The organism is Micromonospora chalcea (assembly GCF_028768405.1).
Taxonomy (GTDB): Bacteria; Actinomycetota; Actinomycetes; order Mycobacteriales; family Micromonosporaceae; genus Micromonospora; species Micromonospora chalcea.
The window spans coordinates 394,999-412,693 of record NZ_CP118233.1; the positions used below are offsets into that span (position 1 = coordinate 394,999).

The 17,695-nt window shown below is 74.0% G+C and carries 21 protein-coding genes; 7 read left to right on the forward strand and 14 right to left on the reverse strand.

Features of this window, described 5'->3' with window-relative positions; genetic code table 11:
• Window positions 1-74 precede the first annotated feature (74 nt).
• Complete coding sequence (locus PVK74_RS01790; protein WP_274478017.1) at window positions 75-575, forward strand: metallophosphoesterase family protein; 501 nt, start codon at window positions 75-77, stop codon at window positions 573-575.
• A 4-nt stretch (window positions 576-579) separates the two neighbouring features.
• Here PVK74_RS01790 and PVK74_RS01795 read toward each other — a convergent pair whose 3' ends face one another.
• Window positions 580-804 (reverse strand): DUF3072 domain-containing protein, encoded by a 225-nt coding sequence (locus PVK74_RS01795; protein WP_013474820.1) that lies wholly within the window; start codon window positions 802-804, stop codon window positions 580-582.
• A 101-nt stretch (window positions 805-905) separates the two neighbouring features.
• On the opposite strand from PVK74_RS01795, the gene PVK74_RS01800 reads away from it, so the two are divergent.
• The gene (locus PVK74_RS01800) at window positions 906-1,844 is read left to right on the forward strand and encodes an NAD(P)/FAD-dependent oxidoreductase (RefSeq protein ID WP_274479236.1); all 939 of its coding nucleotides are present in this window, start codon (window positions 906-908) and stop codon (window positions 1,842-1,844) included.
• Window positions 1,845-1,856: 12 nt separating this feature from the next.
• On the opposite strand, the gene PVK74_RS01805 is transcribed toward PVK74_RS01800, so the two are convergent.
• The 3 genes from PVK74_RS01805 to PVK74_RS01815 form a co-directional block, all read right to left on the reverse strand.
• The gene (locus PVK74_RS01805; protein WP_043325040.1) at window positions 1,857-3,146 is read right to left on the reverse strand and encodes a cation:proton antiporter; all 1,290 of its coding nucleotides are present in this window, start codon (window positions 3,144-3,146) and stop codon (window positions 1,857-1,859) included.
• Between the two features lie 100 nt (window positions 3,147-3,246).
• Window positions 3,247-3,924, reverse strand: a complete 678-nt coding sequence (locus tag PVK74_RS01810; RefSeq protein WP_043325039.1) for an HAD family hydrolase — start codon at window positions 3,922-3,924, stop codon at window positions 3,247-3,249.
• Window positions 3,925-3,933: 9 nt separating this feature from the next.
• The gene (locus PVK74_RS01815) at window positions 3,934-6,087 is read right to left on the reverse strand and encodes an ATP-binding SpoIIE family protein phosphatase (RefSeq protein ID WP_069089906.1); all 2,154 of its coding nucleotides are present in this window, start codon (window positions 6,085-6,087) and stop codon (window positions 3,934-3,936) included.
• Between the two features lie 200 nt (window positions 6,088-6,287).
• Here PVK74_RS01815 and PVK74_RS01820 point away from each other — a divergent pair, with 200 nt between their 5' ends.
• A complete protein-coding gene (locus PVK74_RS01820; protein WP_043325037.1) occupies window positions 6,288-7,148 on the forward strand; it encodes a mechanosensitive ion channel family protein in 861 nt (286 codons plus the stop codon).
• A gap of 76 nt (window positions 7,149-7,224) precedes the next feature.
• On the opposite strand, the gene PVK74_RS01825 is transcribed toward PVK74_RS01820, so the two are convergent.
• A complete protein-coding gene (locus PVK74_RS01825) occupies window positions 7,225-7,587 on the reverse strand; it encodes a DUF6401 family natural product biosynthesis protein (RefSeq protein WP_064448772.1) in 363 nt (120 codons plus the stop codon).
• 162 nt (window positions 7,588-7,749) lie between these two features.
• On the opposite strand from PVK74_RS01825, the gene PVK74_RS01830 reads away from it, so the two are divergent.
• The gene (locus PVK74_RS01830; protein WP_030499855.1) at window positions 7,750-8,196 is read left to right on the forward strand and encodes a hypothetical protein; all 447 of its coding nucleotides are present in this window, start codon (window positions 7,750-7,752) and stop codon (window positions 8,194-8,196) included.
• Window position 8,197: 1 nt separating this feature from the next.
• On the opposite strand, the gene PVK74_RS01835 is transcribed toward PVK74_RS01830, so the two are convergent.
• From PVK74_RS01835 to PVK74_RS01855, 5 genes are all read right to left on the reverse strand, one after another.
• The gene (locus PVK74_RS01835; RefSeq protein ID WP_030499856.1) at window positions 8,198-8,410 is read right to left on the reverse strand and encodes a hypothetical protein; all 213 of its coding nucleotides are present in this window, start codon (window positions 8,408-8,410) and stop codon (window positions 8,198-8,200) included.
• 165 nt (window positions 8,411-8,575) lie between these two features.
• Entirely contained in the window at window positions 8,576-8,839 is a 264-nt protein-coding gene (locus tag PVK74_RS01840) for a hypothetical protein (RefSeq protein ID WP_030270328.1), read from the reverse strand.
• Between the two features lie 130 nt (window positions 8,840-8,969).
• The gene (locus PVK74_RS01845; protein ID WP_018788305.1) at window positions 8,970-9,191 is read right to left on the reverse strand and encodes a hypothetical protein; all 222 of its coding nucleotides are present in this window, start codon (window positions 9,189-9,191) and stop codon (window positions 8,970-8,972) included.
• Window positions 9,192-9,295: 104 nt separating this feature from the next.
• Window positions 9,296-10,306: a sporulation protein gene (locus PVK74_RS01850; RefSeq protein WP_274478019.1), complete on the reverse strand. Its 1,011-nt coding sequence runs from the start codon at window positions 10,304-10,306 to the stop codon at window positions 9,296-9,298.
• A 164-nt stretch (window positions 10,307-10,470) separates the two neighbouring features.
• Window positions 10,471-11,118: a winged helix-turn-helix transcriptional regulator gene (locus tag PVK74_RS01855; protein ID WP_274478020.1), complete on the reverse strand. Its 648-nt coding sequence runs from the start codon at window positions 11,116-11,118 to the stop codon at window positions 10,471-10,473.
• 46 nt (window positions 11,119-11,164) lie between these two features.
• Here PVK74_RS01855 and PVK74_RS01860 point away from each other — a divergent pair, with 46 nt between their 5' ends.
• Window positions 11,165-11,836, forward strand: coding sequence for an alpha/beta fold hydrolase (locus tag PVK74_RS01860; protein WP_274478021.1), 672 nt, complete (start codon window positions 11,165-11,167; stop codon window positions 11,834-11,836).
• A gap of 17 nt (window positions 11,837-11,853) precedes the next feature.
• Here PVK74_RS01860 and PVK74_RS01865 read toward each other — a convergent pair whose 3' ends face one another.
• The 3 genes from PVK74_RS01865 to PVK74_RS01875 are packed head-to-tail and all read right to left on the reverse strand — an operon-like array spanning window position 11,854 to window position 13,868.
• Entirely contained in the window at window positions 11,854-12,315 is a 462-nt protein-coding gene (locus PVK74_RS01865) for an SRPBCC family protein (RefSeq protein WP_030499861.1), read from the reverse strand.
• Between the two features lie 56 nt (window positions 12,316-12,371).
• Entirely contained in the window at window positions 12,372-12,788 is a 417-nt protein-coding gene (locus PVK74_RS01870) for a DUF2795 domain-containing protein (protein WP_043325035.1), read from the reverse strand.
• 57 nt (window positions 12,789-12,845) lie between these two features.
• Window positions 12,846-13,868, reverse strand: a complete 1,023-nt coding sequence (locus PVK74_RS01875) for a YihY/virulence factor BrkB family protein (protein WP_064448758.1) — start codon at window positions 13,866-13,868, stop codon at window positions 12,846-12,848.
• A gap of 142 nt (window positions 13,869-14,010) precedes the next feature.
• Here PVK74_RS01875 and PVK74_RS01880 point away from each other — a divergent pair, with 142 nt between their 5' ends.
• The gene (locus PVK74_RS01880; RefSeq protein WP_043325033.1) at window positions 14,011-14,415 is read left to right on the forward strand and encodes a ChaB family protein; all 405 of its coding nucleotides are present in this window, start codon (window positions 14,011-14,013) and stop codon (window positions 14,413-14,415) included.
• A 60-nt stretch (window positions 14,416-14,475) separates the two neighbouring features.
• On the opposite strand, the gene PVK74_RS01885 is transcribed toward PVK74_RS01880, so the two are convergent.
• The gene (locus tag PVK74_RS01885) at window positions 14,476-15,909 is read right to left on the reverse strand and encodes an aldehyde dehydrogenase family protein (RefSeq protein WP_274478023.1); all 1,434 of its coding nucleotides are present in this window, start codon (window positions 15,907-15,909) and stop codon (window positions 14,476-14,478) included.
• Between the two features lie 72 nt (window positions 15,910-15,981).
• On the opposite strand from PVK74_RS01885, the gene PVK74_RS01890 reads away from it, so the two are divergent.
• Entirely contained in the window at window positions 15,982-17,574 is a 1,593-nt protein-coding gene (locus tag PVK74_RS01890) for a phytoene desaturase family protein (RefSeq protein WP_274478024.1), read from the forward strand.
• Window positions 17,575-17,695: the final 121 nt, after the last annotated feature.

A 17,695-nucleotide genomic window follows, 5' to 3' on the forward strand; every position in this document is an offset into this window, starting at 1 on the left:
CGTAGTCGATCTCCCCGAGTGCCGCCAACCTCATGATCGGCGCGGGAAAGAGCGGGGTGGGGGAGGATGAGGGGGTGGATCTGGTGATCATGGCGGACACGCACGTGCCCAAGCGGGCGCGGGATCTTCCGGGGCCGCTGTGGGCGGCCGTGGAGGCCGCGGATGTCGTGGTGCACGCCGGGGACTGGGTGGAGGTGGCGCTGCTGGACGCGCTGGAGGCGCGGTCGCGCCGGCTGGTCGGCGTGTACGGCAACAACGACGGGCCGGAGCTGCGCGCCCGGCTGCCCGAGGTGGCCCGGGTCGAGCTGGACGGCCTGCGCGTCGCCGTGGTGCACGAGACCGGCCCGAAGACCCGCCGCGAGGAGCGCTGCGCCGCCGCGTACGGCGACTGCGACCTGCTCGTCTTCGGGCACTCGCACATCCCCTGGGACAGCGTCGCCCCGGGCGGCCTGCGGCTGCTCAACCCCGGCTCGCCGACCGACCGGCGGGCGCAGCCGCACGCCACGTACCTGACCGCGCGGGTGGCGGCGGGGCGGCTCGACCGGGTCGAGCTGCACCGCCTGCCCCCGCGCTGACCGCTCAGCGGCCCCGGCCGGTCTCCGCCTGCAACTCGTCGATCCGCCGGGACGCCTCGGCCTTGGTCAGGCCCTCCGGCACCGGCTCGCCCGCCTCCTGCGCCAGCGTGTGCAGGTACGACTCCTGGGCGGCGGTGGGCGGCTCGTCGCCGGTGACCCAGTCGTCCGGGTCCTTGACGGCGGCGTCCGGGTTCACGTTCCTGCCGTTGGTGTTGGCGCGGTCGGCCATGCTCATCACCTCTCCTCGAACAGGTGTTCCACTACCCCCGGGCCGCCGGGTTCATGCCGGCCGCCGCCTACGATCACCTGGTGACGACGGACCGGGCGGGCGTGGTGGTGGTCGGCGCGGGCATCGCCGGAGTGGCGTGCGCGACCGAGTTGGCGCGGGCCGGGATCCCGGTACGGCTGCGCGAGCGCGCCCGGGTCACCGGCGGGCGGATGGCCAGCAAGCGTTTCGACGGCCGCCCGGCCGACCTGGGCGCCGCGTACTTCACCGTCGACGACCCGGACTTCGCCGCCGTGGTGGACCGGTGGCGGGCGGCCGGGCTGGCGCGGGAGTGGACCGACACGCTCGCCGCGTACGGGCCGGGCGGACGCGAGCAGGTCACCGGCCCCATGCGGTGGGCCGCCCCACGCGGGCTGCGCTCGCTCGTCGAACACCTGGCCGGCGACCTTCCGGTGACCCACAACCGGCTGGTGATGACAGTCGAGCCGGGCCCCCGGGCCGACGGCGCCGAGGCCGAGGCGGTGGTGCTCGCCATGCCCGGCCCGCAGGCCGCGCTGCTGCTGGACCCGGCGCTGGCCGAGGCGACCCAGGCGGTGGCCGCGCAGCGGTGGTCGTCCGCGTTGACCGGGGTGCTGCACTTCCCGGCCCGCCGCTGGGCGGACTTCCGGGGCGCGTTCGTCAACGACCACCCGGTGCTCAGCCTGGTCTGCGACGACGGCGACCGGCGCGGCGACGGCGCGCCGGTGCTCGTAGCGCACACCACCGCCGGGTTCGCCGCCCGGCACCTGCTCCAGCCCACCGCCGCCCGCGAGGCGATCGAGCAGGCGGTCCGCGACCTGCTCGGGCTGCCCGAGCCGGCGCTGTCGACCCACGTGCACCGCTGGACGTACGCGACCCCGGCCGCGCACGCCGGGGATGCCACGTTCCACCTGGACGACGACGGCATCGGCCTGGCCGGCGACGCGTTCGGCCGCCCGCGCGTGCAGACCGCCTGGCGCTCCGGCCGGGACCTCGGCCGCGCGCTCGCCGCCCGGCTGGGCTGAACCGGGGCGCGCTCAGCCGGTGGCGCCCACCGGCTGCGCCGCCGACCCGGCCCGCGTGTCCTCGCCGGTGCGTTCACCCTCCCGGTCCAGCAACTGCATGACCGGTGTCGCGGCGATGCCGTGCGCCACCACCGAGACCACCACCACGAGACCGACTGTGGCCCAGACCAGCTCCGCCTGCGGGAAGTCGGTCTTGCTGGTGGCGTACGCCAGGTAGTAGAACGAGCCGACGCCGCGGATGCCGAACAGCGAGATCACCCAGTGCTCGGCCGGCTTGCCGGGCGCGCCGCGCAGCGACAGCCACCCGGCCAGCGGCCGGATCACCAGCACCAGGGCCAACCCGGCCAGCGCGGCCGGCCAGGTCAGCGGCGCGAGCAGCCCGCCGATCACCGCGCCGCCGAACAGCAGCAGCAACAGCACGGTGAGCAGCCGCTCCACCTGCTCGGCGAAGTCGTGCAGCACGGAGTGGAACTCGTGGGTGCGCTCGGCGGCCCGGATCGCCCGGGCGGCCACGAACACGGCCAGGAAGCCGTACCCGCCGATCACCTCGACCAGCCCGTACGCGAGGAACGTCGCGGCCAGCGCGAGGAACCCCTCGGAGTGCCGGGCCAGCCGCAGCTTGCTCGGGGCGCGGAAGAACAGCTTGCCGAGCAGCCAGCCGACGAGCAACCCGCCGCCCACCCCGGCGGCGAGCTTGTAGAGCACGTCGACGGCGAACCACTCGCCGAGCCAGCCGGACGGCGCGAGCCCGGTGGTGGCGATCGCGATGGCCGCGTACACGAACGGGAAGGCCAGCCCGTCGTTCAGGCCCGCCTCCGAGGTGAGCGCGAAGCGCACCTCGTCCTCGGAGTCCTCCACGTCGGTCGGTTCGCCCACCTGCACGTCGGAGGCGAGCACCGGGTCGGTGGGCGCGAGCGCCGCGCCGAGCAGCAGCGCCGCGGCCGGCACCAGCCCGGCCCACCACCAGCCGAGCAGCGCCACCGCGGCGATGCACAGCGGCATGGCGATCGCCAGCAGCCGCCACGTCGACGACCAGCGGGCCCAGCTCAACGGACGGTCGATCTTCAGGCCGGCGCCCATCAGCGCGACGATCACGCCGACCTCGGTGAGGTGGGTGGTCAGCTCCGGCCAGCGCAGCGGATCCGGTGTGGGCAGACCGGTGGGCAGCACGAAGACGAGCATGCCGAGCCCGAGGAACGCGATCGGCATCGACAGCGGCCGTCGCTCCAGGACCCGGGGCAGCACCCCGGCCAGCAGCGCACCGACGCCCAGCAGAGCGAACGCGACATCGACCGGTTCCACGGCACCACCCTTCCGACGCCCGGCGGCCGGGCGGTGGAGTCCAGCAGTGCCCCGAAGCGGACCCGGCTAAGCCTGCGCGCGCCCGCCGGTTGACCGCCGCTCAGCCGAGCGAGGCGATGGCGCTGTCGGACAGGGCGTCCAGCAGCGCGGCCGGGTCGTCGTACACCGCGACCGCGCCGGCACCGGCCAGCTCCGCGCGGCCGGTGCCGCCGCAGGTCAGCCCGATGCAGGGGATGTCGAGCTTGCCGGCGGCGGCGACGTCCCAGACCGAGTCGCCGACGAACACCACCCGCTCGGCGGCCAGCCCCGACTGCTCCAGCGCGGCGACCAGGATGTCCGGCGCCGGCTTGCTCTCCCGCGCGTCGGCCGACGAGGTGACCGAGTCGATCACGTCGTCGGCGTCCAGCGCGGCCCGTAGCGCGGTCACCTCGTGCTCGGCGGCCGAGGTCGCGAGCACCACCCGCAGCCCGCGCTCCGCGCAGGCGCGCAGCAGCTCCCGCGCCCCGGGCAGTGGCGTGAGGCGCTCCCAGTACTCGCCGTAGAGCGCGTCGTGCGCGTCGCGCAGCCGGCCGTCGGCGTCCCGGTCGCGCTCCGCGCCGAGCAGGTGGTCGAGGAGCTTGTCCGAGCCCATGCCGATGGACCTGTGGATCCGCGCCATCGGCACCCGGTGGTCGGCCTGGCGCAGCGCCTCCCACCAGCTCACCGTGTGCAGGTACGTGGTGTCGACCAGGGTGCCGTCCACGTCGAAGAGGACACCGCGGCGCTTGTCGTCGGTCATGTCCGGCTCCTACCCGGCCGGGGCGTCGCCGACGCGCGGTCCGTCCGCCGGGATGAGGATCTCGAACCACACAGTCGATCCGCGTACGGTCGGGTCGGTCCCCCAGGCGTCGCTCAGCTCCTCGATCAGGCCGAGCCCACGGCCCCGGCTGCTGAGCGTGTCGGTCTGGGCGCGGGTCACCTGACCCCGGGTGCCCGAGTCGGCCACCGACACCAGCAGCCGCTCCGCGGACAGGTCGACCTCGACCCGGGCGGCGGTGCCGGCGTGCAGCAGCGCGTTCGTGGTCAGCTCGCTCGTGCACAGCACCGCCGCGCCGATCACCGCCTCGGGCACCTGCCACTCGGTGAGCTGCGCGGTCATCCAGTGCCGGACCCGGCTCGGCGCGGTCGGCTCGGCCGGCACCTCCATGCTCGCCGACCGGCTCGGCCGGACCGCGTACTCCACCGCGAGCACCGCCACGTCGTCCTCGGTGGCGCCCGGCACCGCGGCGGTCGCGACAGCGCACAGCGCGCGCGGGTCCCCGCCGGCCGCTCCGGTCACCGCCGCGCCCAGCCCCGCCATTCCGGCGGCCACGTCCTGCCAGCGGCGCTCCACCACGCCGTCGCTGTAGAGCAGCAGGGTGTCACCGGGGCGGAACGGCACGGTGGCGGTACGCGCCCGCCCGCCCAGGCCCAGCGGAGGAGCGGGCGGCACGTCGACGAACTCGGCCACCGCCGCGTCGGGTCCGGCGCGCCGGATCAGCGGCGCGGGATGCCCGGCGCTGGCCAGCGTGACCAGTTCCCGGTCCGCGTCGATCACGCCGAACACCACTGTGACGAACAGCTCCTGGGTGCCGCCCTCGACGCCGAGGCTGGCGACCAGCCGGTCCAGGCCGTCGAGCACCGCGTCCGGGCGGGGGTCGACCAGGGCGAGCGCGCGCAGCGCGGCGCGCACCTGGCCCATCCGGGCGGCGGCCTGCACGTCGTGCCCGGCCACGTCGCCCAGCACCACCCCGAGCGCGCCGGTGGGCAGCAGGAACGCGTCGTAGAAGTCGCCGCCGGCGGCGTTGCCGTCCACGCCCGGGTCGTACCGGGCGGCGATACGCAGCCGGGGCAGGTCCGGCAGCCGCTCCGGCAGCATGCTGCGTTGCAGCATCTGGGCGGTGCCGTGCTGGGTCTCGAAGCGGCGGGCCCGCTCGGCGGCCTGGCCGACCAGCTCCGCCGACGCGGCGAGCAGCGCCCGTTCCGCGGGGGACCAGGGACGCGGCTCCCGGTAACCGATGGTGAGCGAGCCACGGACCACTCTCGTGCGCAGCGGCAGCGCCGCCAGCGCGCGGATCTTCTCGTCGTGCCGGTCCGCCGCGACGCCGCGCAGCGGCTGGCCGTCGGCGGTGAACGAGGCCACGCCGCTGCGCGCGGACACCACCGCCGGCAGCGCCGACTCGGCGGACATCCGCCGCCACAGCGGGGGCAGCCGCTCGTCGGCCTCGTCGAGCAGTTCGCCGCGGATGCGGCGGACCAGCCGCCAGGCGCTGCCCTCGTCCACCGCGAACGACACCCGGTCCGCGTCGAAGGAGTGCAGGCAGTAGCGCAGCGTCACCCGGGCCACGTCGTCCAGGGTGAGCGTGCCGGACAGCGCCGCCGCGAAGTCGCTCAGGCTCTGCAACTGCTGGGTCAGCTGGGTGGTCTGCGCCGAGACGGTGAGCACGCCGACGATCCGGCCGGTGGAGTCGCGTACCGCGCAGTGCCCGCGGGTGAACACGGCCGGCTCGGCCGGACCCTGCCGGTCGGCGGGCAGCACCGCCTCCCGCTGCAGGAACGGCTCACCGTGCCGGTAGACGCGCTCCAGCGCCTCGCCGGCGCCGGGATCACGCCACACCTCGGCGAACGCCTCGGCCGCCGGCCGGCCCAGCGCGTGCGGGTGCCGGTCGCCGATCAGCTCGGCGTACCCGTCGTTGTAGAAGACGACGAGGTCGTCGCCGAGGAGCAGCGCCATCGGCACCGGGGAGGCGAGCACCACGTCCATCACGGCGCGTACTGCCGGATCCCAGCCCTGCGGTGCGCCCAGCGGCGTGCCGGCCCACGGATGACCGGTCTGCGCGGGCGGCCCGTGGACGACGGGATCGGCGGGCGCTCCCGGTGCGGGGGCGGGCGGTGTGGGAACCCGACCGACGGTGCCTGGCATGACCGCAGCCTAACCGGAGCGTGGCGGGCTGGTTCCGATCATGCGTTCGTGGCGGGTCCCGGCTTCCGGCGGCGCGGACGTTCGGGCAGGTCACGGCCGGTTCGATCACCCATGTCGGGAAATTGGCCCGGTCCGGCTCGGAGTGCTGCCCAGGTCACCGGGTATGCGGGCGGCGCAGTTCACGCGACAGGAGGGACATCATGCCGAAAACCCTCGCGGTCGGGCAGGTCGACATCGGTGCGGCCTGGACCGACTTCTGGAGGTCGGTGCTGCTCTTCGTACCGCGGGCGATCGCGTTCATCGCGATTCTCGTCGTGGGTTGGCTCATCGCTAGAGCCGTACTCAAAATCGTGGACGCGGCACTGGAACGGGTCGGGTTCGACCGCGCCGTGGAACGGGGCGGTATCAAACGGGCCCTGGAACGCACCAAGTACGACGCCAGCGACATCCTGGCCAAACTGGCCTACTACGCGGTCCTGCTGTTCACCCTGCAGTTCGCCTTCGGGGTGTGGGGGCCGAACGCGATCAGCGACCTGATCCGCGGGGTGGTGTCCTGGCTGCCGAGAGCCTTCGTGGCGATCGTGATCGTGGTGATCGCCGCCGCCATCGCCAACGCCGTCCGGGACCTGGTCTCCGGCGCGCTCGGCGGGCTCTCGTACGGCCGGGTGCTGGCCGACGTGACAGCGATCTTCATCCTGGCGCTCGGCATCATCGCCGCGCTGAACCAGGTGGGTATCGCCACCACGGTGACCACACCGGTGCTCGTGGCCTTCCTCGCCACCGTGGCCGGCATCCTGATCGTCGGTGTCGGTGGTGGTCTGGTCAAGCCGATGCAGGACCGCTGGGACGGCTGGCTGCACCGGGCCGCCGAGGAGTCCCGGGCGATCCGGCAGCAGCGGCAGGCGCAGCAGGCCGGCCGGGGCGACTACGAACGCAAGATGGCCGACCGGGGCGGGCAGCCGACGCCGGCCGCGCCGCAGTCGTCGATGTCGGGCGCGGGTACGTACCGCTCCGGCGAGATGGGCGACGAGACGCAGCAGTTCCGCCGGCCGGGAGGCTGACGGCAACGGGTGACGGGGTGTCCGCGGGATGGTGGCGGGCGCCCCGAAACCGTGTCCGGGTCCGGCCGGCTGCCGGTCAGGCCAGGTGACGCGGGTCGAGTCCGCGGGCCAGCAGGCAGACCGCCAGCAGGCGGGTGAGCACCCAGTCCGGCGCGGACCAGTCCACCGGCTCGGCCGGCGGCGTCCAGCCGTGCTCCGCCGCCGCGTCGCGCAGCCCCTCGGCGTATCCGGCGAGCGCCGCCACGGTGAGCGGGTGGCGGTCGCCGTGGAGGCTGTCGCGTACCCCGGCGGCGTGCTGGTCGACCTCGGCGAGCAGCCCGGGGTTCGCGTGGGCCGCGGCGAGGCCGGCGGTGCCGACGGCGGCGGTCAGCGTGGTGAGGGTCGACCGCGCGGCCACTGCCGCGGAGCGGGTCGCGACCCGGTTGTTCGGCACGCGCATGGTGTCCGAGGCTAACGCCGCCCGGTGCGGACCGACCTCGGCCGACCGGCGGACTGCGGGGTCGTCCGGGAGAGCGGCCACGTCGTCCGCGGGGATTGAGTCGCCCGTGCGGGGGCAGAAGTCCGGCACGAGGAGCACGCAGCAGCCCCACGGAGGGACACCATGGGACATCTGGCCGACGGCCCGGACCGGGCGCACCGCCGCCCCGACGGGGTGAGTGACGCCACGGTCGAGGCGCTGGGCAGGCTCAGCGAGGCCCTGGAGTGCGTCGAGCGGGCACGCGGGCACCTCTACGAGCTGCATCAGCTGATCGGCCACGCCGATCTGATGCTCGACGACGCCGTGGAGATGTTCCGCCGCGCCGGGCACCCGGGCCTGGCCGAGCGGATCGACCGGGAGCTGCTCGGGCGCAACGTCATCGCCGGGCGGTGGACGTTCCAGATCGTCGAGGACTTCGACGACGGGTACTACGCGCTCTTCCGGGAGCTGGACCGGCAGGCCCGCGACGAGCTGGTCGAGGGCCGGCGGCACCTCTACGAGGCCGAGATGAAGGAACGCCGCCGCAGCCGGGGGATGCCGGGGCACGAGGCGCGCCCCGGCACACGCTGACTCAGTCGGAGGAGCGGGCGTCGGCCGGACGGCGGCGCGCGCCGTCGTCGGCGATGATCACGGTCGCGACCATCAGCGCGACCACCAGGCTGAACAGCCAGGAGCTGTCCTCGGTGAACCGGGCGGAGACCGGAGCCTGGATCGCGGCGAGCAGGAAGCCCAGCCAAGCGAGCTTGCGCTGACGGTTGGAGAGGAAACCGGAGCCCTGTTGCATCCCGAAAGTCTTGCGCGCGACAGGGGGAGTGCCGTCAGCCGTTCGGCCGATTCTGGATGGGCTGTCCGTTTTCCTGGCTGTCCGTACCGCACTTTTTGTCGTATCGGCCGAGCATGAATCCGGCGGCCACGGGCATCGGCGCGGGTGCCCGCAGCCGTCCGGGGATCACATGCTGTCCGGGCCGGTCCGCCCGATCGTCGACGGCCGGTAGGCCCGGTCCGCATCGGTCATCTCGCGCCGCTCGGCCTCCGGGCCGGCGCCCCGGTCCACCGCCTCCGGGCCGTGCCCGAACGCGGCCTCCTCGCCGGCGTCGTTGGCGGTGACGTCGTCGCCCTGGCCGTCCGTGGCCGACCGGGCGATGGCCTGGTCCAGCTCGTGCAGGGGAGTGCGGTCCTCGTCGCGCCACACGTGGCGGTCGTTGTCGGTCATTCCCCTGCGGTACCCGGACCGGATGATCGCAAACGGCCGGGCACGGCGACAGCCGCGGTCCCGGCTCGTTTCGATCCCGACACCCGGTGGCCCGGAACGCTTCCCGGGCCACCGGGCATCGGCGATGGCGCTACTTGGCGCCGGTGAGGGCCACCAGGGCGTTGGCGGTGCGGAAGTACGGGTTGCGGCCGAGGTCGCCGACGGTGGTGATGTTGAAGGCGTCCTTGAGCAGCTTGGCGTCGCCGTCGCTGACCCCGGCGAGGGCGGACACCGGGGCGTCGACGATCTCGGTGAGGGTCTTGTCCTGGTAGGCCTTGTCGACCAGCTTGGTGAGGTCGGCGGTGACGGGCATGCACACTCCTTCGAGTTCCGGCCAGACAATCCGACCGGTTGCGGACAAACCTGACGGAATTAGATCATGAAGCGGTACCAGAGATCCACTGTGGATCCCGGGGCTCACTCCTCCTCGTCGCCGCCCTCGTCGTCGCCGAAGGAGTCGAACACCTCGTCGGCGAGCATCCCGCCGGCGAAGCCGAGCGCGGCGCCGCCGACCACGCCCGCGGCGACGGCGCCCATGCCCGGGCCGCCGTGCCGCTCGTGGTGCTCCTCCTTGTGGTGGCCGTACGCGGCGTGCCCGTAGCCGGGTGCGCCGTAGGCGGGCTGCCCGTAGCCGTGGCCGGCGTGCATGCTCTGGTAGCCGTCGAGGGCCTGGCGGACCCACGCGTCGACCTGAGCGGCCCAGTCGACCTGGTCGGCGTCGGTGTGCGCGACGTGGTAGCGGCCGAAGGAGTCATGGCCGCCGGAGAACAGGCCACCGCGCTTGTCGAACTCCAGCACGACGTCTACGCCGTACTCGTTCGCGACGAAGGTCAGTTCGACCTCGTTGACGGCGTGGGCGTACTGCGGGGCGGCGTAGTACTCGATCTCCTGGTAGAACGGCAGGCTCTGGCGCAGGCCCGAGATGTGCCCGCGTTCCAGGTCGGCGCCCTTGAACTGGAATCCGAGCCGGCCGAAGCCCTCCAGGATGCGTTCCTGCACCGGCAGCGGGTGCACGTACACCGGGTCGAGGTCGCCCTTGTCCACGGCGCCGCGGATCGCCACCTCGGTGCGCAGTCCCATCGTCATGCCGTGCAGGCGCTGCCCGTACAGGTCGGTCACCGGCGTCTCCCACGGCATCGCCACCTGGAACGGCAGCGACATCTGCTGTCCCTCGGACAGGCGCAGACCGCCGGCGACCTGGACCCGGTGGAACTCCACGAGGGCGTCGTACTCCTGCTCGGCGCCCTCCATCTCCACCCGGGTGACCAGCCCGACGGTGATGTGGTCGATCTCCACGTCGTGGCTGCCGCCGGTCAGGTTCACCTGCCCGCCCAGCATCAGCCCCGGGCGGGTACCCGGATTGGCCAGGACCGTGTCGACAGCGGGGCCGCCCACCCCGAACGCGCCCAGCATCCTCTTGAACACCACGAACATCTCCCTTGACGGCCACCGGACGTGCGGCACCCGGGATCCGGGGAGAGATTCACCTGGAACCCTTGTGCCGCAACGAGATCAACGGCGTCCATAATGGATCACGCCGCGCGGGGAGACTACCAACGCCACCTGAGAGGTAGCTGAAAGCATTCGCTTCGTCACTGTGGGCCATCGGCCGGCGTGGGGCGCCGGAACAGCCGCAGCAGGCGGGCCGCGACCTCGCCGTCGCCCCGGACGGCGACGTCGGCGGCATGCAACGGCACGCCACCGAAGATGAGCGAGCGGAAGGTCCCGGCGCCGGCCCGGATCACCAGGTCGGGATCGGCGGCGTCGGCGCGTACCACGTCGACGCGTCCGTCCTCGACGGTGACGAGCAGGCTGTCGCCGTCGAGAAGAAGCTGACACCGTACGGCGAAGTCGCGCGCCGCGGCCGGGTCGAAGGTGGTCTTCATGGCGAGGGCCAGCGCGTCGACGCTCAGCTGCGCCGACGAGGTCAGCGGACCCCGGCTGCCCCACCTGGCCAGCCCCAGCAGGGCGGGTTCGAGGTCCCGCCCCCATTCGGTCAGCTCGTACGCCCGGACGCCCGCCGGTGGTCCGAGACGCCGCCGGCGCACCACTCCCGCCTCCTCCAACTCGGCGAGCCGGGCGGTGAGCATGCTCTGACTGGCGCCGGGCAGGCCGCGCCGCAGGTCGGTGAAGCGCTTCGGTCCGAGCAGCAACTCACGGACGATCAGCAACGCCCATCTGTCGCCGACCAGGTTGAGCGCCCGGGCCAGACCGCAGGGATCGTCGTATGCGCGCGCCATCCGCTGATGGTATCGCTACAGCACTCTCTGGTGCTAAATTCGCACCGTGACGACGTGCATCCTGATCCCGGGAGCCGGCGGCGACGCCTGGTACTGGCACCGCCTGGTTCCCCTGCTGGAGCAGCGCGGCCACGAGGCGATCGCCGTCGACCTCCCGGCCGCGGACGACAGCGCGGGACTGCCTGAGTACGCGGACACAGTGGTCGAGGCGGCCGGTGACCGCGGAGACCTGGTGGTGGTGGCCCAGTCGATGGGCGGCCTGACCGCGCCACTGGTCTGCAGTCGGCTGCCGGTCTCACGGCTGGTCCTGGTCAACGCGATGATCCCGGCGCCCGGTGAGACCGGCGGCGACTGGTGGACCAACACCGGGCAGGACCAGGCCCGCCGGGAGTGCGACAGGCGCGAGGGCCGCTCTCCCGACGGGCCGTTCGATCCGCTGGTGTACTTCTTCCACGACGTGCCGCAGGACATCACCGACCAGGCCATGGCGGGTGGGTCACCGCAGTCGGGCACGCCGTTCGCGCAGCCCTGGCCGCTTGATGCGTGGCCCGACGTGCCGACCGAGGTCCTGAGCGGCGGCGCGGACAGGTTCTTCCCGACCGAGTTCCAGACCCGGGTGGCCCATCAGCGGCTCGGCGTCACGCCCGAGCGCCTGCCCGGCGGGCATCTGCTGGCCCTCAGCCGGCCCGAGGCGCTGGCTGCCGCGTTGGACCGCTGAGGGCGGGGGAGGTTGCCTCAGGGGATGGGCCGGTCGACCGCACCGCGCCAGGCGCCCGTCTCCTGACCGCGCCGCTCGATGAACTGCTTGAACCGCTCCAGGTCGCCCTTGGCGCGCCGGTCGACCACGCCGAGCTTGTCGCCGGCCTGCTCGACCGCGCCGTGCGGCTCGAACTCCATCTGCAGCGTGACCCGGGTGTGCCCCTCGTCGAGGCGGTGGAAGGTCACCACGCCCGCCTGCTGGGTGCCCCCGGTGGAGCGCCAGGCCACCCGCTCGTCCGGCAGCTGCTCGGTGATCTCGGCGTCGAACTCGCGCTTCACGCCCGCGATCTCGACGGTCCAGTGGGTCATCGTGTCGGAGAGCTGCCGCACCTCCTGCACGCCGTCCATGAAGTGGGGGAACTCCTCGAACTGGGTCCACTGGTCGTACGCGGTCCGGATCGGGACGTCCACGTCCACGTGCTCGGTAACGCCACTCATGTCGGGGTTCCTCCTGTTCCGCCGGTGTGTCTCGTACGGGCCGTGGGCCGGCCCGCTCACCAGCGCGTCGTCTCGTTCCTGTGCCCGAGTGCGGCCCACACCTCGGAGATCGTCTGGTAGTGGGCGTCCGCGGGCAGGGTCTCCAGGGCGGCGACGATGTCCGTCGGCGCCTCGTTCTCCCGCGCGTTCGCCAGCAGCGCCTCCCGGTCGCCGGGCAGGGCGGTCATCGTGATGAACCGCCCCAGACGGCTGCGCGCCTCGACGTCCTCGGAGCTCATGCCCTGCGGCGTGCCGCTGCGCAGCTCCCCGGCCGGCGCCGTGGTGGCCTCCGGCTGGTCCTCGCCGGCGGGCTCCGGGATCCGGAACTCCTCGGCCCGCGAACCGCCGGTGCCGGCGCTCTGGACGAGACCGCTGACCTCGCTGCTCATCTGGTCGTCGACCCTGGGCGAGTGCTTGCTGCTGCCACGTTCCATGCCTTGGGAGATGCCCCGGGGGACCGCCGGTAAACCGGCGCCGGCCGGGAGAGCCGGTCATCCGGGCGGCAACCGGTCGGCCGGCCGCTGCCCGTCCGCCTTCTCGTCGTCGGCCGGGGCGCGCGGCGGCAGCACCGGGTCGTCCGGCTCCTCGACCCCGGCCTGCATCGCCCGCCCGCGCTGCAGCTCGGCGTTGACCTGCACGCCGAGCATCAACGCGCAGTTGGACAGGTAGAGCCACACCAGGAACGCGATGACCGCGCCGAGACTGCCGTAGGTGACGTCGTACGAGCCGAAGTTGGCCACGTACAGGCCGAAGCCGAAGGACGCGAGCACCCAGGCCACGAGCGCCAGCGCGCCGCCCGGGGTGAGCCAGCGGAACCGCGGCTGCTGCACGTTCGGCGCGATCCAGAACAGCAGCGACAGCAGCGTCATGGCGACCACGGCGAGCAGCGGCCACTTCGCCACCGACCACGTGGTGCGGGCCACCGCGCCGGCGTGCAGCAGGTCACCCACCGCGTCGGTGACCGGGCCGCTGACGATCAACCCCGTGGCCACCACCGCGAGCAGCACGATCGTCACCGCGGCCATGCCGATCTGCAACGGGCGCAGGCGGTAGAACGGACGGCCCTCCCGCACCCCGTAGATCGCGTTGGAGGCGCGGGTGAACGCGCCGATGAACCCGGACGCGGACCAGAGCGCGCCGAGCAGACCGAAGCTGAGCAGCACCTTCGCCGAGCCCTGCTGCTCGACCACGTTGCGCACCACACCCACGAACGCGTCGTTGCCGACCACCGAGCCGGCGCCGATCTCCCCGGCCAGGTCGATCACGGTGTCGACGGTGCGCGGGCCGTCGGAGACCAGGCCGACCAGCGCCACCACCACGATCGTGGACGGGAACAGCGCCAGCACCCCGTAGTAGGTGAGCGCCGCCGCCCAGTCGGCGCAGTTGTCGGTGACGAAACCCTTGCCGCTGCGCACCAGCACGCCCCGCCAGGTACGCCAGTTGAGCTGGCGGATCCGGCGGGGGAGACGGGACCGCGTCCGGCCGCCGACCGTCTGTGGTGTCGTCACGGTCATGTCCGCCTCCTCCAGGCTCCGCCACCGGGCGTGGCCGGGCGGTACCCCCGGGGGGAAATCGACAAACCGGGGCGCCGGTTTGCCCGCCGGACGGGAGGGAACCACACCAGGCAGCCGATCGAGACTCCAGGAGGAGGACGAGATGCCCGGGCGCGAGGTACTGCCCAGCACGCTGCGGCGCTCCCCGGCGAAGGCGCAGCGGACCTGGGAGAAGACGCACGACTCGGCGGTCGAGACGTACGGCGAGGGGGAGCGGGCGCACCGCACCGCCTTCGCCGCGGTCAAGCACGAGTTCGAGAAGGTGGGCGACCACTGGGAGCCCAAGGGCCGCAAGGGGCCCAGCGACGAGCAGGCCGAAGGCGGCGGCCCGGCCCGGCGCGCGCCGACGGCCGGCGGGGTGGACGCCAACGCCAGCAAGGACCACCTCATGGAGGTGGCGAAGAAACTGGACGTGCGCGGCCGGTCCCGGATGACCAAGCCGGAACTGGTCAAGGCGATCGAGAAGGCAAACAACAACGCGACCCGCAAGGCCCGCGGGGGTCGCTGACCCCTGGGGGTACGCGTCGAGCCCGGGACCGCCTCGGTCCCGGGCTCGTGTCGTGCCGTCTCACCAGTGGCCGCCGCCCGGCGCCTGAAGGTGCACCGCCTTGACGGTGCTGAACTCGTCCAGCAGTTCCGGGCCGTACCCGAAGCCCTGACCGCTGCCCCGGCGCGGCTGGGCCGCGCCCCCCGGTGCCCCGCCGAACACCGAATTGATCTTCACGGTGCCGACCGGCAGTTCCCGCCAGGCGCGCTGGGCGTGGCTCATCGAGCCGGTCAGCACGGTGGCGGCCAGACCGTACGGGGAGTCGGCCGCGCAGCGCAGCCCCTCGCTGAACGAGTCGACCACCACCACCGCGGCGACCGGCCCGAACGTCTCCTCGCGGACCAGCGCCATGTCGTGCCGGCACCCCTCGACCACTGTCGCCGGGTAGAACGCGCCCGGCCCCTCCGGCAGCACACCGCCGGCGCGTACCCGGGCGCCGTCGGCGAGCGCGGCCGTCACCTGCCCGTGTACGTGGTCCCGGTGCCGCCGGTCCACCAGCGGGCCGAGCTGCGTTTCCGGGTCACGGCCGGGGCCCACGGTGAGCGCCTCGGCGCGCGCCACGAGCGCGTCCAGGAAGCCCTCGGCGACGTGCCGGTGCACGTAGACGCGTTCCACCGCCACGCAGATCTGACCGGCGTTGGCGAAGCACCCGAGCGCCGCCTGCTCGGCCGCCCAGACCGGGTCGACGTCCGCGTCCACCACCAGCGGGTCGCTGCCGCCGTTCTCCAGCAGCACCTTCGCGCCGGTACGGGCGCCCGCGGCGGCGATCGCCCGGCCGGTCGCAGTGGAACCGACGTGGGCGACGACGTCGACGTCCTGCCCGGACAGCGCGGCCCCCACCTCGCCGCCGCCGCTGAGCAGCGACAGCACCCCGGCCGGCAACGCCGAGTCCAGCGCGCGGGCGAGCAGCCAGCCGGTGGCCGGGGTGCGCTCGCTCGGCTTGTGGACCACCACGTTGCCGGTGACCAGGGCCGCGCCGAGCAGGCCGCACGACACCGCCACCGGGTCGTTCCACGGGGTGATCGCGGCGACCACGCCGCGTGGCTCGGGGGCCATGAAGTCCAGCGCGTCGTGCGCGCCGTGCAGCGTCCGGCCGCCCCGGACCGGCGCCAGTTCGGCGTACTGTCGCAGCGTGCCGATGCCCGCCGCCACCCCGCCCCGCGCGTCCTCCAGGGGCTTGCCCATCTCCGCGGTGGTCGCCTCGGCCAGCTCTCCGGCCGCCGCCTCGACCGCGTCCGCGGCCCGGTGCAGCGCCGCGGCCCGCTCCGCGGTCGGGGTCGCGGCCCATTCCGCCGCCACGCCCCGGGCCGCCTCCACCGCCTTGGCCACCTCGTCGGCGGTCGCCACCGGCGTCCGGGTCACCGGTGACCCGTCCGCCGGATCGTGGACGACAAGCTCGCCGCCCTCGCCGCCGGCACCCCACACTCCACCTATGAGCTGCGCAACCGTGTACATGCGGCCCTGCTTGCCCCGGCCTGGGCCGGGCAAACGCGTTTCGCCCGGTGACCGGCCGGGTAGGCGGATCCGATGACCTCGACCGCCGACGCCGTCGTCATCGGAGCCGGGCACAACGGGCTGGTGGCCGCGAACCTGCTGGTGGACGCCGGCTGGGACGTCACCGTCCTGGAGGCCACCGAGGCGCCCGGTGGGGCCGTCCGCTCCGCGTACGTGACAGCGCCCGGTTACCTCAGCGACCTCTACAGCTCCTTCTACCCGCTCGGGTACGCATCTCCGGTCCTGGACGGGCTGAGCCTGGAACGGCACGGCCTGTCCTGGACGCACGCCCCGGACGTGCTGGCGCACCTGCTTCCAGACGGCCGGGCCGCCGTGGTCAACCGCGACCTGGACACCACAGCGGCCTCGCTGGAGGCGTTCGCGCCCGGCGACGGGGAGCGCTGGCGGCACGCGTACGCCGACTGGCGCCAGGTGGCCGAGCCGATGCTGCAGACCATCACCACCCCGTTCCCGCCGGTACGCGGCGGGCTGGGCCTGCTGCGGCAACTCCGGGTCGGCGGCGCGCTCCGCCTGGCCCGCCGCCTCCTGCTGCCCGTCCGCAAGCTCGGCGCGGAACTGTTTGAGGGCGAGGGCGGCACGGTCCTGCTGGCCGGCTGCGCCCTGCACACCGACCTGTCCCCGGAGGAGGCCGGCTCCGGCGTGTACGGCTGGCTGCTCGCCATGCTCGGCCAGCAGGTGGGCTGGCCGGTGCCGGTCGGCGGCGCCCAGCGGATCACCGACGCGCTGGTGGCCCGGCTGGTCGAGCGGGGCGGGCGGATCGAGTACGGCGCCCGGGTCGAGCGGGTGCTCACCGCCCGGGGCCGCGCGATGGGCGTCCGTACCGCCGGGGGAACCGACTGGCGGGCCCGCCGCGCGGTGCTCGCCGACGTGCCCGCGCCGGCGCTCTTCCTCGACCTGGTCGGCGCGGCGGCGCTGCCGCCCCGGATGGTCGAGGACCTGGCGCACTTCAAGTGGGACGGCTCCACGCTCAAGGTCGACTGGGCGCTGTCCGCGCCGGTGCCGTGGAAGAACCGGGAACTGGCCGGCGCCGGCACCGTGCACCTGGGCGCGGACCTCGACGGGCTCACCACGTACGCGGCCGAACTGGCCCGCGGAGAACTGCCCCGGGACCCGTTCCTGCTGGTCGGGCAGATGTCGGTGGCCGACCCGAACCACTCGCCGCCGGGCACCGAGTCGCTCTGGTCCTACACGCACCTGCCGTTCCGCCGGGACTGGCGGGCCGAGGACGTCGCGGGGCACGTGGAGCGGATGGAGGAGGTGCTGGAGGAGGCGGCGCCGGGCTTCCGGGCCTCGGTCGTCGGGCGGCACGTGGCCGCCCCGGCCGACCTGGAGGCCGCCGAGCCGAGCCTGGTGGGCGGCGCGCTCGGCGGTGGCACTGCCGCCGCGTACCAGCAGTTGTTCCTGCGGCCGATCCCCGGCCTGGGCCGCGCCGACACCCCGGTGGACCGGCTCTACCTGGCCAGCGCCTCCGCCCACCCCGGCGGCGGTGTGCACGGCGCGCCGGGGGCGAACGCGGCGCGGGCCGCGCTGGCCCGCGACCGGGCCGTCACCGGCGCGGTGTACGCCCGCACGATCGCCGCCGCCCACCGCGCCGTCTACCGCTGACCGCGTCTGCGCGGCACCACCCTCGCCGCTGCCGTCCTCCGCGCCCTCGCGGCAGTGGGGTCCGGCCCGCGTCAGCGCACCCGCTGCGGCTGACCTCCGCCGACGTCCGCTCGCCCTGGCT

Excerpts from the sequence above, each read along its gene's own strand:
- PVK74_RS01865 (WP_030499861.1), bottom strand. The coding sequence starts at position 12,315 with ATGAGTGGCGTTACCGAGCACGTGGACGTGGACGTCCCGATCCGGACC.
- PVK74_RS01810 (WP_043325039.1), bottom strand. The coding sequence starts at position 3,924 with ATGACCGACGACAAGCGCCGCGGTGTCCTCTTCGACGTGGACGGCACC.
- PVK74_RS01845 (WP_018788305.1), bottom strand. The coding sequence starts at position 9,191 with ATGCCCGTCACCGCCGACCTCACCAAGCTGGTCGACAAGGCCTACCAG.
- PVK74_RS01870 (WP_043325035.1), bottom strand. The coding sequence starts at position 12,788 with ATGGAACGTGGCAGCAGCAAGCACTCGCCCAGGGTCGACGACCAGATG.
- PVK74_RS01880 (WP_043325033.1), top strand. The coding sequence starts at position 14,011 with ATGCCCGGGCGCGAGGTACTGCCCAGCACGCTGCGGCGCTCCCCGGCG.
- PVK74_RS01815 (WP_069089906.1), bottom strand. The coding sequence starts at position 6,087 with ATGCCAGGCACCGTCGGTCGGGTTCCCACACCGCCCGCCCCCGCACCG.
- PVK74_RS01840 (WP_030270328.1), bottom strand. The coding sequence starts at position 8,839 with ATGACCGACAACGACCGCCACGTGTGGCGCGACGAGGACCGCACTCCC.
- PVK74_RS01875 (WP_064448758.1), bottom strand. The coding sequence starts at position 13,868 with ATGACCGTGACGACACCACAGACGGTCGGCGGCCGGACGCGGTCCCGT.
- PVK74_RS01830 (WP_030499855.1), top strand. The coding sequence starts at position 7,750 with ATGGGACATCTGGCCGACGGCCCGGACCGGGCGCACCGCCGCCCCGAC.
- PVK74_RS01855 (WP_274478020.1), bottom strand. The coding sequence starts at position 11,118 with ATGGCGCGCGCATACGACGATCCCTGCGGTCTGGCCCGGGCGCTCAAC.
- PVK74_RS01835 (WP_030499856.1), bottom strand. The coding sequence starts at position 8,410 with ATGCAACAGGGCTCCGGTTTCCTCTCCAACCGTCAGCGCAAGCTCGCT.
- PVK74_RS01820 (WP_043325037.1), top strand. The coding sequence starts at position 6,288 with ATGCCGAAAACCCTCGCGGTCGGGCAGGTCGACATCGGTGCGGCCTGG.
- PVK74_RS01825 (WP_064448772.1), bottom strand. The coding sequence starts at position 7,587 with ATGCGCGTGCCGAACAACCGGGTCGCGACCCGCTCCGCGGCAGTGGCC.
- PVK74_RS01890 (WP_274478024.1), top strand. The coding sequence starts at position 15,982 with ATGACCTCGACCGCCGACGCCGTCGTCATCGGAGCCGGGCACAACGGG.
- PVK74_RS01795 (WP_013474820.1), bottom strand. The coding sequence starts at position 804 with ATGGCCGACCGCGCCAACACCAACGGCAGGAACGTGAACCCGGACGCC.
- PVK74_RS01885 (WP_274478023.1), bottom strand. The coding sequence starts at position 15,909 with ATGTACACGGTTGCGCAGCTCATAGGTGGAGTGTGGGGTGCCGGCGGC.